The organism is Nonomuraea sp. NPDC049624, assembly GCF_040675255.1.
Taxonomy (GTDB): Bacteria; Actinomycetota; Actinomycetes; order Streptosporangiales; family Streptosporangiaceae; genus Nonomuraea.
The window spans coordinates 1,211,370-1,224,981 of sequence record NZ_JBFAOR010000001.1 but is presented as its reverse complement, the minus strand read 5'-3'; the positions used below and the strand labels follow the sequence as shown (position 1 = coordinate 1,224,981).

The window sequence follows — 13,612 nt, the reverse complement described above, 5'->3', positions numbered from 1 at the left end:
GGGCGCGCGCGGGCCGCCGAGCGGTCAGGGGTGTCCTGGGTCGCGGGGCGTGAGGGGATGTGGGGGGTGATAAAGGGTGACGGATACAGCAAGCGGACCGTTTCGCCTTGTTGCCGCCAGACGCTAAGCGCTTGTTGATGGCGCGAAAATACGTATGTTCATCGGTAGGCATACCGACATTTCTGTTACCGCTGGTCACACCCATCCACGTGCGGATAACAGCCGCGATGCTGGACAATCGGGCACGTGCAGTTCGGCATCCTGGGCCCGTTGGAGGTGCGATCGGCCGGCGGCGACCCGATCGCCGTGGGCGGCCCCCGGCCGCGTGCCCTGCTCGTCCTGCTGCTGCTGGAGGCCGGTCGTACGGTCGGCGTGGACCGGCTCATCGACGCCCAGTACGGCGAGAGCCCGCCGGCCGGCGCGGCCAACGCCGTACAGGCGCAGATCTCCCGGCTGCGCCGCAACCTGCCCGCCGACCTGATCGAGTTCCACGGCGCCGGCTACCGGCTGGCGGTCCCGCCCGAGGACGTCGACGCCCACCGCTTCGAGCGGCTGGCCCGCGAGGGCCGGCGGCTGCTCGCGGGGGGCCGGCACGCGGCCGCGGCGGCCGTCCTCAGGGAGTGCCTGGACCTGTGGCGCGGCCCGGCGCTCGCGGATGTGCGCGAGGCCGCGTACGCGCCAGGGCAGGCCGACCGGCTGGAGGAGCTGCGCCTGGCGGCCCTGGAGGACCTGTACGAGGCCGACCTGCACCTGCCCGAGGCCGAGCCCGCGGCGGGGCTGCGCGAGCTGGTCTCCGCCCACCCGCTGCGGGAACGCCCGCGCGCCCTGCTGATGCGCGCCCTGCACGCGGCCGGACGGCAGGCCGAGGCCCTGGCCGTCTACGACGAGGCGCGGCGGCTGCTCGCCGACGAGCTGGGCGCCGACCCCTCGCCCGAGCTGGCGGCGCTGCACCTGGCGATCCTGCGCGGCGAGCAGCGGCGCGCACACGCCACGCGGTCGGCGCCGCCGCCGCAGCTCACCACGTTCGTCGGCCGCGAGGAGGAGCTGGCCCGCCTGGCCGCGCTGCGCGGGGCGCGGCTGGTCACGATCACCGGCCCCGGCGGCACCGGCAAGACCCGCCTGGCCGTCGAGGCCGCCACCCGCGACCGGGAGCGGCAGGCGTGCTTCGCCGACCTGTCGCCCGCGGCCGGGGAGGGGCAGGTGCCGCTGCTGGTGCTGAACGCGCTCGGGTTGCGCGAGTCGGCGCTCAGCCCGGGCGTCGCCGGCCCGGCCGATCCCGCCGAACGCCTGGTCGCCGCCCTCGCCGAGCAGGACCTGCTGCTCATCCTGGACAACTGCGAGCACGTCGTCGCCGAGGCCGCCACGCTGGCCCGCCGCCTGCTGGCCGGCTGTCCCGGCGTGCGCGTCCTGGCCACCAGCAGGGAGCCGCTGGGCATCACCGGCGAGCACCTGGTGCCGCTCCCGCCGCTGGCCACCCCGCCCCCGGGCACGCCCGCCGGGGACGCGCTCGCCTACCCGGCGGTCAGGCTGTTCGCCGACCGGGCCGCCGCCGTACGGCCCGGGCTGGAGCTGGACCTCGACGCGACGCTGAGCATCTGCGCGGCGCTGGACGGCCTGCCGCTGGCCATCGAGCTGGCCGCGGCCCGGGTGCGCACGTTCCCCGTGGCGGAGATCGCCGCGCGGCTGGCCGAGCACGGCCGGTTCCGGCTGCTCTCACGCGGCGACCGCACGGCCGCCGCCCGGCACCGGACGCTGCACGCGGTGGTGGAGTGGAGCTGGGACCTGCTGGACGCCGACGAGCAGGTGCTGGCCAGGCGGTTCTCGGTGTTCTCCGGCGGGGCCCGGCTTGCGGCGGTCGAGCGGGTGTGCGGCGAGGACAGCGCCGTGCTGCTGGCCGATCTGGTGGACAAGTCGCTGGTGGAGACCGCCGGCGACCGCTACCGCATGCTCGACACCGTCCGGCTGTTCTGCGCCGAGCGGCTGGCCGAGGCGGGTGAGGAGCAGCGGATGCGCGCCGCGCACGCCGCCTGGCACCTGGAGCACGCCCAGCGCGCCGAACCCCACCTCTACCGTGCCGAGCAGCTCGAATGGCTGGCCCTCCTGGGGGCCGACGACGCCGATCTCCAGGCCGCGCTGCGCTGGAGCGTCGAGCACGACCCGCCGGCCGCGCTGCGGCTGATCGCCGCCCTGGCCATGTACTGGTACCTGAGCGGGCGGCGCGGCCAGGCCGTCCAGCCCGCCCGGCGGCTGCTCGACGTGCTCGGCGCCGAGCCGCCGGCGGGCCTGACCGACGAGTACGTGCTCGCCGTCCTGCACGCCGCCCCCGGCACCGGGTCGCCGCACTGGAGGCGGGCCGCCGAGCTCACGTCGGACCCGGACCGGCCGGTACGGCACCCGTTCGCCGCCGCGCTGTGGGGCATGACCGCGGGGCCGCCCGAGCGCGACGTGGAACGGCCGCGGCAGCGCGAGCTCGACGGCGACCCGTGGAGCCGGGCACTCGGCCGGCTCGGCGAAGCGCTGCTCATGCTGCTGAACGGCGGCATCGTGGCGGCCGAGCGGGAGCTGGAGATCGTGCTGGCGGAGTTCGGCGCGCTGGGCGAGCGCTGGGGGAAGGCGCAGGGGCTCGACTGGCTGGCGGTCATCGCGGGCTGGCGCGGCGAGTGGGCGCGGGCGACGGAGCTGTGGGCGCAGGCGCTCGACCTGCTCGACGAGCTCGGGGCGCTGGACGAGCTGGTGGACGTGCTGTGCCGGCGAGCCGACGCCCGGCTGCGCGCGGGCGACCTGGCCGCGGCGAGGGCCGACTGCCTGCGCGCCCGCGAGCTGGCCCGCGAGCTGGGGCGGCCCGAGCTGACGGCGGCCGTGCACGTGAGGCTGGGCGACCTGGCCAGGATCGAGGGGGATCTCGGCGAGGCCGCCGAACGGCTGCGGGACGCGCTGGCCGCCACCGCTCCGGGCTCCCCGCTGGCCGGCAGCACGGATCCGCAGGTGCTCACGGCGCTGGCCCGGCTGGCCCAGGCCAGGGGCGAGGCGGCCGAGGCCGTGGCCCGGCACCGGGAGGCGGTGGCCGTCGCGCTGCGCTCGCCGATCGACAGTGACCTGGCCGACGCCGTCGAGGGCCTGGCCGGGGCCGCCCTGCTCGACGACCCGCCGGAACGGGCGGCGCTGCTGCTCGGCGTGGGCGTCGCGTTGCGCGGGACGGCGGTCACCGGCGATCACGACGTCGCCGCGACGGCCGCCGCCGCCACGGCCGCGCTCGGCCCGGAGCGCTTCGCCGCCCTGTACGCCCGCGGCGCCGCGATGACCAGGGACGAGGCCCGCTCCACGATCCTCACCTGACAGCCCGGCCCCGGCCCCTGACAGTCGGGGACGCCCGCGCCGGGGACTGTCAGCCGGTCGTCGCCGGGTTGTCAGCGCTCCCGGCGAGGCTTGCCGGCATGAGAGACAACCTGCACAACACCCGCGTACTCATCTCCGGCGCCAGCATCGGCGGCCCCGCGCTGGCCCACTGCCTGGCCCGCCGCGGCTGCAACGTCACCGTCGTGGAGAAGGCGCCGGCCCTGCGCGAGGGCGGCCAGGCGGTGGACTTCAAGGGCGAGACCCACCACACCGTCCTGACCCGCATGGGCATCCTGGACGACGTGCGCCGCCTCCAGACCGGCGGCACCGACCAGCACTTCGTGGACGCCGACGGCCGCACGCTCGGGGTCATGCCCGGCGAGTTCACCGGCGGCGACCTCGAGATCCGCCGCGGCGACCTGGCCCGCCTACTGTACGAGCGCACCGCCGCCACCTGCGAGTACGTCTTCGGCGACTCCATCACCTCGCTCACCGAGGCCCCGGGCGGCGTGCACGTCACCTTCGAACGCTCGGCCCCCCGCACGTTCGACCTGGTCGTGGGCGCGGACGGCATCCACTCCAACGTCCGCAGGCTGGCCTTCGGCCCCGAGTCCGAGTGCGTGGACTTCCTCGGCCACTACTACGCGCTGGTGGAGCTGGACACCGACTTCGGCCCGCACGGCCAGATGTACAACGAGCCCGGCAGGATGGTCGCGGTCGGCGGGCCGAAGGCGCCGGCGTTCTTCGTCTTCGCCTCCGAGCGGCTCGACTACGACCGCTACGACGTCGAGCAGCAGAAGGCGATCCTGGAGCGGGCCTACGCCGGCATGGGCTGGCGCACCCCGCAGGTCCTCGACGCGGTGCGCGGCTCCAAGGACGTCTACCTCGACTCGATCAGCAGGGTGAACATCGACCGGTACGTCGCCGGCCGGGTGGCGCTGCTGGGCGACGCGGCGTACGGCAGCACGCTGGGCGGGTTCGGCAGCGGGCTGGCGCTGGTGGGGGCGTACGTGCTGGCCGAGGAACTGGCCGCGGCGGGCGGCGACCACCGCGTGGCCTTCGCCGAGTACGAGCGCCAGATGCGCCGCTACTCCAAGGTCACCAGGAGCGGCAACAACGCGGGCACGTTCCTGGCGCCCGGCTCCCCCGCCGGGATCCGGATGCGGAACTGGACCTTCAAGTTCGGCTTCCTGCTCGGCCTGATGATGAAGGTGACCGACAAGTTCGCCACCAACATCGCGCTGAAGGACTACTGAACGGGCACCCGGCCCACGCCCGCGTCGAGCCGGAGCCGGGGCGTGCCGTCCAGCAGCGGGAGGTGGTCGTCGTCGGTGAGCCGCCAGTCCTGGACGGGCACCAGGCCGGGCCCGATCAGCTCGAACCCGTCGAACAGCCGCAGCACCTCGGCGTGGCTGCGGAACGCGCCCTGGGCGGGCGAGCCGGCGGTGGCCAGGCGGAGCTGGGCGACGGCCTCGGGAGAGCTCTCGGCCATCGCGTGGGAGAGCACCAGATGGCTGCCGGGCGCCATGGGCTTCCTGAAGGCGGCCACGATGCCGGGCGGGTCCTCGTCGTCCATGACGAAGTGCAGCACGCCGGCCATGAGCACGCAGACCGGCTGGTCGAAGTCGATGAGGCCGGTGACGTGCGGGTCGGCGAGTATGTCGGCGGGCCTGCGCAGGTCGCCCTGGATGCCGGCGACGCCGGGCTGGTCGGCGAGCATCACCTGGGCGTGCAGGCGGACCATCGGGTCGTGGTCCACGTAGACCACCCGGCAGGCCGGGCTCACCTCGCGGACGGTCTCGTGGATGCTGGGCGAGGTGGGGATGCCGGTGCCGAGGTCGATGAACTGGCGCACGCCCTGGCGGGCGACGTGCCGCACGGCCTCGATCTGGAAGCGGCGGTTGGCCCTGGCGACGGCTCGGGCGTCGGGCGCGACGGCCAGCAGCCTCTCGGCGACCGCGCGATCGACGGCGACGTTGTCCTTGCCGCCGAGCAGGTAGTCGTACACCCGGGCGGAGCTCGGCACGTTCGGATCGACTCCGGGCGGAACACGTTCTAGCTCAGACATGGTGACCCATTTCCTCGCCTGCCACTGCTCGGTGGCCATACTAATCGGTAACTTACCGGAACGTGTTCTATTTGGCCGCATAGCCGCAGGGGCGGGGGGCGTCGAACTCGGGGTCGAGCTCGATCCTGCTCAGCACCGTCGCGTCGATCGGACGGCGGATCGTGCCGGCCGTGGCGCAGTCGTAGAACACGTACGCGCCGGAGTCCTGGCCGAGCACCAGCCAGCGCTGCCCCTTCGACAGGAGCTTGCCGGAGTCGTCGCGCACCTCGGCCCACTGGTTGGAGAAGCCGGTGAGCTGGAGCACGAGGTTGGCCTCGCCGCGGTCGTGCACCGCCTCGGCCCCCTGGGTCATCCAGCCGACGAGCACGAACCCCAGGCCCACCCCCACCAGCGCGCCCGTCAGCACCCGCATCGCGGCCCGCCCGGTCGGCCGCGCCCGCAACAACCGGTACGGCACCAGCAGGCAGAACAGCCCCACCACCACGACCGTGATCAGCACCGGCGTGCCGGTGACGTCGAGGATGCCGAGCAGCCCCCAGTACGCGACGCCCGACAGCGCCGCGCCCACCGCGGCGGCCAGCCACGGCTGTTCCCGCCCCCGGTCGAGGACGCGTCCGGCGGCGCCGCGGGTGATCCGGTCGAGCAGCCACCAGGCGCCCACGACCAGGCCGAGCAGCGGCAGCAGGGTCAGGAAGAGCAGCACCAGCGTCGCCACCAGGTGGCCGAAGATGCTCGCCTGCGTGAGCCCGGCCTGCTCGGGGGTGATGCCGAAGGTGTCGTAGACGCTCTCGAAGCCCAGGTAGAGCAGGGCGTAGACGGCGACGGCGATCGGCACGACGACCGTGCCGATCTTCTCCATCACCTCCAGCACGCTGCCCCTGGCGGACGCGGTCCCCGGTGCCGTGGCGACGGAGGGCGCCGGGGGCGCTGGGGGGAGCGTCTGATTTGTCATGACACAAGAGGATGCATCAGGCCAGGGTGGGCGTCATCCACCGGGCGGGGCGAAGCGGCGCAGCAGCGCGTCCGCCTCGGCGAAGCCGGCCACCACGTCGGCGGCCGTGCGCCGTTCGCGCACCATCCCGACGGCCTGGCCCGCGTAGATGCAGGCGGTGTCGAAGTCGCCGTCGCGGCGGGCGGCGGCGATCCGCGCCGCGGCCTCCTCGTCGGCCGCCAGCTCCTCCTCGTGCCCGGCCCAGCGGTCGAAGAACGGGTTGCGCAGGGCCCGGCCGCCGTACTCGGCCGGCCAGTCGAGGCGCTGGGCCACGTCGAAGACGCGGCCGTAGGCGGTGTCGGTCTCGGCGGCGGCCAGCACGCGGGCCGCCGCCGTCTCCGGCAGGGCCGTCTCCGCGCAGCCCATGAACGCCGTGCCGGCCCACGCGCCCGCGGCCCCGGCCGCCAGCACGGCGGCCAGCCCGCGCGCGGTGGCGATGCCGCCCGCCGCCAGCACCGGGACGCGGACGGCGTCGAGCACGCTCTGGAGCAGCGGCAGCGTTCCGACGTCGGCCCGGCCGTGGCCGCCCGCCTCGGCCCCGCGCGCCACGACCGCGTCGACGCCGGCCTGCTCGGCGGCGCGGGCCTCGTCGGTGGTGCCCGCCTGCGTGACGACCGTGATGCCGGCCTGCCGCAGCTCCTCCACGTACCGCTCGTACGGCCCGAAGCTCACCGAGACCAGCCGCGGCCGGGCCGCGAGCACGGCCTCGAACTGGGCCGGGTTGCCGGGCAGCGCCCAGGCCATGAGCCCGATCCCGTACGGCCGCCCGCTCCCGGCGGCGACGGCGGCCTCGGCCTCGATCCAGGAGGCGGGGGCGGCGGAGGACAGCCCTATCACGCCGAGCGCGCCGGCCGCGGAGACGGCGGCGGCCAGCCGGCCCGCGCCCACTCCGGCCATGGGCGCGCCCACCAGGGGCACCGTCAGCCCGAACCGCTCGGTCAACCACGTCCGCACGCCGGCCTCCTTCGCACGTCGCCTGCCGCTGCCAGTCTCGCACCACGCCTCCCGCGAGCATGGCGGGAGGGCGACAACGCAGGATCCGTACGAAAGTAGAGCCGGATGACCGATGCGCCGGAGGCGGAGGCTGTGCATCCTGGTGGGGACGGGTCCGGCGCGTGGCCTGTTGTGAACCCGAGAGGAGTCGCCAGGACATGGACAGCGCTGCGAGCCGCCCGACCGTGGTCTTGGACAACGGTGTCGTCGGCCGGATCATGCTGGCCCACCGGTCGAGGAGCGATCTCGTGCTCGTGCTCGGCATGGACGGCACCCTGCTGAGCTGCGACCTCGACGGCATCGCCTGCGTGGTCGGCGGCCGGCCCCTGTGCCGCGACGGCTGAGCCGCCGCGGAGGCGGTGAGCCCCCCGCGCCCTCAGGACCGGGCGACCAGGGCGGCCAGTTCGCCGACGGCGGCGAAGTCGTTGGTGAGGCGGTTCTTGGTGAGGGCGACGGCGGTGCCGGTCGCGGTGTCGGCCCACGCGTAGCTGCCGCCCGCCCCGCCGATGCCGAACGCCGTCGCGCTCTCCTGCGGCGAGCCGCCGGGAAGCCCGATGGTGAAGCCGAGCCCCCACGTCGAGGGCATGCCGAAGACCTCGTCCGGGCCGCTGTAGGCCACCGTGGTCGCCTCGCGCAGCCGCTCCGGCGAGATCAGTTGCACGCCGTCCACCTCGCCGAGCAGGGCGGCGTACATGCGCGCGATGGCCCTGGCCGAGGTCTTGCCGCCGGCCGGGATGTCGGCGGTCAGGTAGTCGGGCCTGCTGCCGAGGGCGGCATTGGGCATCAGCTCCATCGGCCCGGCCTTGAACATCGGCAGGTCGGCCGGCAGGTCCCCGAACGCCGACGGGTCCATCGGCTCGTCCTCCAGCCGGGCCAGGCGGTGCTGCTCGGCCGGCGGCATGCCGAAGTAGAGCTCGCGGGCCACGCCCAGCGGGCCGGAGACCTCCTCCAGCAGCACCTGCGAGATGCGCTTGCCGGTGACCCTGCGGACGATCTCGCCGACGAGGAAGCCGAAGGTGTAGGCGTGGTAGCCCATCTTCGTGCCCGGCTCCCACCACAGCTCGGCGTTCTCCAGGGCGGCGACCATCTTGTCCCAGTCGCAGACGTCCTCAGGCGTGGTGTCGAGCGGCACGCCGGGCACGCCGGCCGTGTGGGTCAGCACGTGGCGGACGGTCACGCCGCCCTTGCCGTTCCTGGCGAACTCCGGCCACAGGTCGGCGACCGGGGTGTCGTAGTCGTACAGGCCGCGCTCGGCCAGCATGTGGGCGACCGTCGAGGTCGCGCCCTTGCCGATGGAGAAGTTGTAGAACGGGGTGTCGGAGGTGACCGGACGGCCGGTCTCCGGGTCGGCCACGCCCGCCACCACGTCCACGATCTGCACGCCGTCGCGGTAGACGGCCACCTGCAACCCGCGCTCGGCGCCTGACTCGACCAGCTTGTCGGCGGTCTGCTGCACCTGCTGCTGAAGGTCGCTCATGAGGTCGTCACTCCTGTTCGTTTCGGGAACTGGACGGTACAGTACTCACATCGGTACGGAACTGTCCAGTACTATGCGAACTCATGATCGAAAAGGTGGCGTGACGTTGACCGACGAGGACGGCCGGACGGCCCGCAAGCGCAGGCAGATCCTGGACGCCGCGCGCGCGGTGTTCCTGCGCAACGGCTACGTGGGCGCGAGCATGGACGAGGTGGCCTCGATCGCCGCGGTCTCGAAACAGACCGTCTACAAGCACTTCAGCGACAAGGAACAGCTCTTCACCACGATCATCCTCGACACCACGGCGCAGATCGAGGGCCTGGCCAAGCTGATCACCGAGTCGCTGGCGGGCGACGACGACCTGGACAAGGGGCTGCGCAAGCTGGCCCACGAGTTCCTGGCCTCGATCATGCAACCCGACGTGCTGCGGCTGCGGCGGCTGATCATCGCCGAGGCCGACCGCTTCCCCGACCTCGGCCGCACCTGGTACGAGCAGGGCTTCGAACGTTCGCTGGAGAGCATGTCCACGGCCTTCGGCCGGCTGGCCGGGCACGGCCTGCGTCCCATGGACGACCCGCGGCTGGCCGCCGAGCACTTCGTCGGCCTGCTGCTGTGGATCCCGGTGAACAAGGTCATGTTCGCGGGCGGCGGCGAGCACCACACCGAGGCCGAGCTCGACCGGCTCGCCGACGCCGCGGTCGAGGTCTTCCTGCGCGCCTACGGGGCCTAGCCGGTCAGGAACTGCTTGAGCCCGGCGGCCAGGGAGCCGGCCATCTCCCCGCGGAACTCGCCGTCGGACATCTTGGCGGCGTCGCCCGGATTGGCCATGTTGCCGCACTCGATGAACACCGCCGGGCGGGTGGACAGGTTGAGCCCGCCCAGGTCGGTGCGGGTCTGCAGGCCCTGCTCGCCGACGTAGGTGGCGTACGGCATGCCGGTGCCGTCGCGGAAGGCGTTCCGGACGGCCACGCCGAGCCTTCTGGACGGCTGGATGATCGCGTCGTTGTGCCCGGGCACCAGGCCCGGCAGGATCACGTGGAAGCCGTGGCCCGCCGGCGGCGCGCCGTCGGCGTGGATGGACAGGACGGCGTCCGCCCGCGCCTTGTTGCCGATGGCCGCCCGCTCGTTGATGCAGGGGCCGACGCCGGTGTCGTCCGGCCTGGTCAGCACCACCTTGGCGCCCATGTCCTCGAGCAGCGGCTTCAGGCGGTTCGCGACGTCCCAGGTGAAGGCGTGCTCGCTGTAGCCCGCGGCGGTCTGGGTGCCGGTGGTGTTGCAGGGTTTGCGCCCGGTGATGATGTCGACCGGGCGGCTGATCTCCTTGGGATGGGAGGCGTTGCCGCCGTTGTGCCCGGGGTCGAGCACGACGACCTTCCCGGCCAGCGCGTTCCGCGTGCTCTGCGACGGCGAGGCGGACGTCACGACCACCCCCTGGGTGGTGCGCACGGGGCCGCCGCCGCAGGCCGCCGACAGCGTGGCCAGGACGGTCAGCACCACGGGGACGGCTGGGTGAACGCGCATGCTAGTCGCGGTCCCAGTTCAGGCCGGGCACCGGCGGCTCCTCGCGCTTGCGGATCAGGTACGGCGGCATGACCAGGGCGTGCAGGCTCGTCGAGAGCAGGGTGTCGATCGACTGCTCCGGCGTCTCGGTCAGCGGCTCGCCAGGGCCGTTGAGCGAGGCGTTGACCAGCACCGGGGAGCCCGTGGCCGCGTGCCACCCGGTCAGCAGGGCGTGCAGGAACGGGGTGGCCCGCTCCTCCACGGTCTGGATCCGCGCCGTGCCGTCCACGTGGGTCACGCCCGCCAGGCTCGCGCGGTGCTCGGGGCGCACGTCCACGACGCACTGCAGGAACGGGGCCGGGCGGTCGACGCCGAACAGGCGCTCGGCGTGCTCGGCCAGCACCAGCGCGGCCAGCGGGCGGAACCACTCGCGGCCCTTGACCTCGAAGTTGACGTAGTCCTGCATATCCGGCCTGGCCGGGTCGGCGAGCACGCTGCGGTTGCCGAGCGCGTTCGGGCCCGACTCGCTGCGGCCCTGGTGCAGGCCCACGACCCGGCCGCTCTCCAGCAGCGACACCGTCGCGCCGACGAGGTCCGCCGGCTGTTCGGCCACCAGGCCGTCCGGCAGGCTCCGCACCGCGGCGGCGATCTCGGTCTCGTCCGGGTCGGGGCCGAGGAAGTCGTCGGTCCAGCGGAAGCGGCTCTCGACGCCGAGGCATTCGATGAGCCCGTACAGGGCGCAGCCCACGGCGGTGCCGCCGTCGTGCGGGCTCGGCGGGATGAACACCTCGCGGAACGGCGACTCGCGGACGATCCGGCCGTTGGCCGTGGCGTTGAGCGCGGCGCCGCCGGCGTAGACCAGCCGGTCCAGGCCGGTCTGCCCGTGCAGCCAGGCGACCACCTGGGCGAGGGCGTTCTCGAAGACCCGCTGGCCGGCCGCGGCCAGGTCCGCCGCCCGGGAGAAGCGCTCGCCGCCGGGCTCGTAGACGTAGGCGTCCCGCTGGGCGAAGGTCTCGATCCACTCCTCGGGGATGAACACCTCGTGGCCGCGCACGTCGAGGTCGGGCAGGCCGTACACGTAGGCGTCGCCGAAGGGGGCCAGGCCCATGACCTTGGCCTCGTTGCCCTCGCCCTCGGGCCACAGCAGCCTGGTCAGCAGGGTGTAGAAGCAGCCGAGGCCGGCCGGCCGGGCCCAGTCGCCGTCCCAGAGCTGTTTGGCCAGGCACTCGACCGGGCCGCCGCGCTCGCAGCGGTAGAACGAGGCGACCTCCAACATGTCGTCGCGGGTGCCCTTCGGCAGCGGGGCCGGCTCGGTGAGGTCCCTGACCCGGCTGCCCTGCGCGCCGATCACCAGGCCCGCCGCCCGGTCGAACGGCGAGGGCGGGAACGCGCTGTAGAGGTGGCTGAGATGGTGGGAGACCAGGACGAGCCGGGCGTTCTCCTTGAGGCTCAGCGTCTCGCGCAGCTCCTCCTCGTAGGCGTCCTTGTGCTCGATCTCGGTGTCGGCGGCGTATCCCTCGACCACGAGGTCCACGGGCTCCTTGAGCAGCGGCATCTCGGGCAGGTACACGTCCGGCAGGTCGCCCAGCCGGCCCCAGTGGTGCCTGCGCCGGGTGATGCGCTCCTTCTGCAGGCTGTACATGCCCGACTCGCCCACAGCGACAGCAACAGAACCATCCTGAGTACGATTTATGCCGACAACGATAGGAACATCCGTCATCTCTGGTGCCTCCTGGGCTGTGATCACCGGCACCAGTACCCGGGCCCGGGACAAGACCATCCCTCAACCGCGTAACGGACACGTCAGCCCGGAGCCGCCCGCGAACCGGGCGAACTTGTGCGCCGGGCGCGCAGTCAAACCCTGCATGACGACGAAGCACATCATCGCGGCGGCGACCCTCACGGCGGCCCTCGCGGCGGGCGTCGCGCTGGCCGGGACCGCCTCCCCCGCGCTGGCCGCCCCCGCCTTCGGCCCCCAGGGGTACGGCGGGGTCACGCTGGGCATGAGCGCCAAGGCCGCCCAGGCCACCGGGAAGATCGTCCACAAGTCCGGCCTCGACTCCCCCTCCTGCTCCGGCTGGGACCTCAAGGCCCACAGGACGGGCCGCGACACGGTCGGCCTCTTCATCTCCAAGAAGCAGGGCGTGGCGATCATCTTCGCCCCGAAGGGCGTCAAGACGCCGCAGGGCATCGGCATCGGCTCGACCAACGTCCAGCTCAAGCGCGCCTACGCGACCAAGCTGCGGACGGCCGCGAGCGGCTTCCCGTACGTCGCCGCGCCGGGCAACGCCAAGGCGCACTACTACTTCCTGCTCCGCAACGGCAAGATCTACGAGATGGGCCTGGCCCTCGACAAGCAGGACTGCGCGAACTGACGATCCGGAACCCCGGCGACCATCGGTTGACGGGCCCGGATCGGGCGGCACCGGCTTCTCCATGAAGCCGGTGTTTTTTTATTTCCCGATAAATAGGGTCTAGCCCGGAGATGCGGGTTTTTGGTAGAAATTGCCGCTGGCGGCTACACGCTGCTTCCCGAACCGGTCATCCACCAATTCCTATAGTGAGCGGGCCGATTTTTGCTTGCCGATGATTTCTTCTTCGTCTGCTGGGACGCGACGGGCTCGGGCAAGCCTCGGCTGCACGTCCCGGGCGTGGCGCTCGGCCTGGCCGGGGCGCTGCTCGCGGAGCTGGTGCTGGAGCAGCGGATCACCGTCGAGGGGGTCCGGCTGCGGGTGGTCGACCGCCGCCGGGTCCCGGACGAGCTGACCGGAAAGGTGCTGACCGAAATAGGCAATTCCCCGCAGCACACCGACGTGCGCACCTGGCTGGCCTACCTCGCACAACGCTCGGTCACCGAAGTCACCGCCCGGTTGATGGGTAATGGACTGCTCGAACGCGAAACCCCGAGGCTGCTCAAGCGTAAACAATTCCGCTATTTCTCCACCGACTTCAACCGGGCCATGTGGCCCTCCGCCCGGCTGCGGCTCGCGCTGGTGAAGTGGCAGCCGCTGACCCCGCACGACATGGCGCTGGCGGCGCTGGCCGAGGCCTGCGACCTGACCGACGTCGTCGTCGAGGACCCGGCCGACCGGCGCGGCGCCCACCAGTACCTGACCACGGTGCTGGCCGCGATGCCCCAGCCGCTCAGCGACCTCGGCCGCCAGGTGAGCGCGGCCGTCGGCGACGCCGTCCTGACCTACCGGACGTGAGCCCCGGACCACCGGCCCGGCCACACCGCACCTGAACC

At 73.2% G+C, this 13,612-nt stretch carries 12 protein-coding genes; 6 read left to right on the top strand and 6 right to left on the bottom strand.

Annotation, left to right across the window (positions count from 1 at the left end; translation table 11 throughout):
* The first annotated feature begins 246 nt into the window (after window positions 1-246).
* Both AB0J76_RS06290 and AB0J76_RS06285 read left to right on the top strand, forming a co-directional pair.
* Window positions 247-3,336: a BTAD domain-containing putative transcriptional regulator gene (locus AB0J76_RS06290; protein ID WP_352320609.1), complete on the top strand. Its 3,090-nt coding sequence runs from the start codon at window positions 247-249 to the stop codon at window positions 3,334-3,336.
* A gap of 98 nt (window positions 3,337-3,434) precedes the next feature.
* Complete coding sequence (locus tag AB0J76_RS06285; protein ID WP_352320610.1) at window positions 3,435-4,592, top strand: FAD-dependent monooxygenase; 1,158 nt, start codon at window positions 3,435-3,437, stop codon at window positions 4,590-4,592.
* On the opposite strand, the gene AB0J76_RS06280 is transcribed toward AB0J76_RS06285, so the two are convergent.
* The 3 genes from AB0J76_RS06280 to AB0J76_RS06270 all read right to left on the bottom strand — a co-directional run bounded on the left by AB0J76_RS06280 (window position 4,586) and on the right by AB0J76_RS06270 (window position 7,349).
* Complete coding sequence (locus AB0J76_RS06280) at window positions 4,586-5,404, bottom strand: SAM-dependent methyltransferase (RefSeq protein WP_352320612.1); 819 nt, start codon at window positions 5,402-5,404, stop codon at window positions 4,586-4,588. The genes AB0J76_RS06285 and AB0J76_RS06280 overlap by 7 nt on opposite strands.
* Before the next feature lie 67 nt (window positions 5,405-5,471).
* Complete coding sequence (locus AB0J76_RS06275) at window positions 5,472-6,356, bottom strand: hypothetical protein (protein WP_352320614.1); 885 nt, start codon at window positions 6,354-6,356, stop codon at window positions 5,472-5,474.
* Between the two features lie 33 nt (window positions 6,357-6,389).
* Window positions 6,390-7,349 carry a nitronate monooxygenase gene (locus tag AB0J76_RS06270; RefSeq protein WP_364388937.1) on the bottom strand — a complete coding sequence of 320 codons (960 nt, stop codon included), beginning with the start codon at window positions 7,347-7,349 and terminating at the stop codon, window positions 6,390-6,392.
* A 197-nt stretch (window positions 7,350-7,546) separates the two neighbouring features.
* Here AB0J76_RS06270 and AB0J76_RS06265 point away from each other — a divergent pair, with 197 nt between their 5' ends.
* Window positions 7,547-7,732: a hypothetical protein gene (locus AB0J76_RS06265; protein WP_352320620.1), complete on the top strand. Its 186-nt coding sequence runs from the start codon at window positions 7,547-7,549 to the stop codon at window positions 7,730-7,732.
* Between the two features lie 32 nt (window positions 7,733-7,764).
* On the opposite strand, the gene AB0J76_RS06260 is transcribed toward AB0J76_RS06265, so the two are convergent.
* A complete protein-coding gene (locus tag AB0J76_RS06260) occupies window positions 7,765-8,865 on the bottom strand; it encodes a serine hydrolase domain-containing protein (protein ID WP_352320622.1) in 1,101 nt (366 codons plus the stop codon).
* 100 nt (window positions 8,866-8,965) lie between these two features.
* Between AB0J76_RS06260 and AB0J76_RS06255 the strand changes: the two genes are divergently transcribed.
* Window positions 8,966-9,595 (top strand): TetR/AcrR family transcriptional regulator, encoded by a 630-nt coding sequence (locus tag AB0J76_RS06255; RefSeq protein ID WP_352320623.1) that lies wholly within the window; start codon window positions 8,966-8,968, stop codon window positions 9,593-9,595.
* Here the strand turns inward: AB0J76_RS06255 and AB0J76_RS06250 are convergent.
* The gene (locus AB0J76_RS06250) at window positions 9,592-10,386 is read right to left on the bottom strand and encodes an N-acetylmuramoyl-L-alanine amidase (protein WP_352320624.1); all 795 of its coding nucleotides are present in this window, start codon (window positions 10,384-10,386) and stop codon (window positions 9,592-9,594) included. The genes AB0J76_RS06255 and AB0J76_RS06250 overlap by 4 nt on opposite strands.
* Before the next feature lies 1 nt (window position 10,387).
* Window positions 10,388-12,007, bottom strand: coding sequence for a carbamoyltransferase C-terminal domain-containing protein (locus AB0J76_RS06245; protein WP_352320626.1), 1,620 nt, complete (start codon window positions 12,005-12,007; stop codon window positions 10,388-10,390).
* A 223-nt stretch (window positions 12,008-12,230) separates the two neighbouring features.
* On the opposite strand from AB0J76_RS06245, the gene AB0J76_RS06240 reads away from it, so the two are divergent.
* The gene (locus AB0J76_RS06240) at window positions 12,231-12,740 is read left to right on the top strand and encodes a hypothetical protein (RefSeq protein ID WP_352320628.1); all 510 of its coding nucleotides are present in this window, start codon (window positions 12,231-12,233) and stop codon (window positions 12,738-12,740) included.
* Window positions 12,741-12,941: 201 nt separating this feature from the next.
* A complete protein-coding gene (locus AB0J76_RS06235) occupies window positions 12,942-13,574 on the top strand; it encodes a GPP34 family phosphoprotein (RefSeq protein ID WP_352320630.1) in 633 nt (210 codons plus the stop codon).
* Window positions 13,575-13,612: the final 38 nt, after the last annotated feature.

Excerpts from the sequence above, each read along its gene's own strand:
- AB0J76_RS06240 (WP_352320628.1), top strand. The coding sequence starts at position 12,231 with ATGACGACGAAGCACATCATCGCGGCGGCGACCCTCACGGCGGCCCTC.
- AB0J76_RS06285 (WP_352320610.1), top strand. The coding sequence starts at position 3,435 with ATGAGAGACAACCTGCACAACACCCGCGTACTCATCTCCGGCGCCAGC.
- AB0J76_RS06265 (WP_352320620.1), top strand. The coding sequence starts at position 7,547 with ATGGACAGCGCTGCGAGCCGCCCGACCGTGGTCTTGGACAACGGTGTC.
- AB0J76_RS06245 (WP_352320626.1), bottom strand. The coding sequence starts at position 12,007 with ATGTACAGCCTGCAGAAGGAGCGCATCACCCGGCGCAGGCACCACTGG.
- AB0J76_RS06250 (WP_352320624.1), bottom strand. The coding sequence starts at position 10,386 with ATGCGCGTTCACCCAGCCGTCCCCGTGGTGCTGACCGTCCTGGCCACG.
- AB0J76_RS06260 (WP_352320622.1), bottom strand. The coding sequence starts at position 8,865 with ATGAGCGACCTTCAGCAGCAGGTGCAGCAGACCGCCGACAAGCTGGTC.
- AB0J76_RS06280 (WP_352320612.1), bottom strand. The coding sequence starts at position 5,404 with ATGTCTGAGCTAGAACGTGTTCCGCCCGGAGTCGATCCGAACGTGCCG.
- AB0J76_RS06275 (WP_352320614.1), bottom strand. The coding sequence starts at position 6,356 with ATGACAAATCAGACGCTCCCCCCAGCGCCCCCGGCGCCCTCCGTCGCC.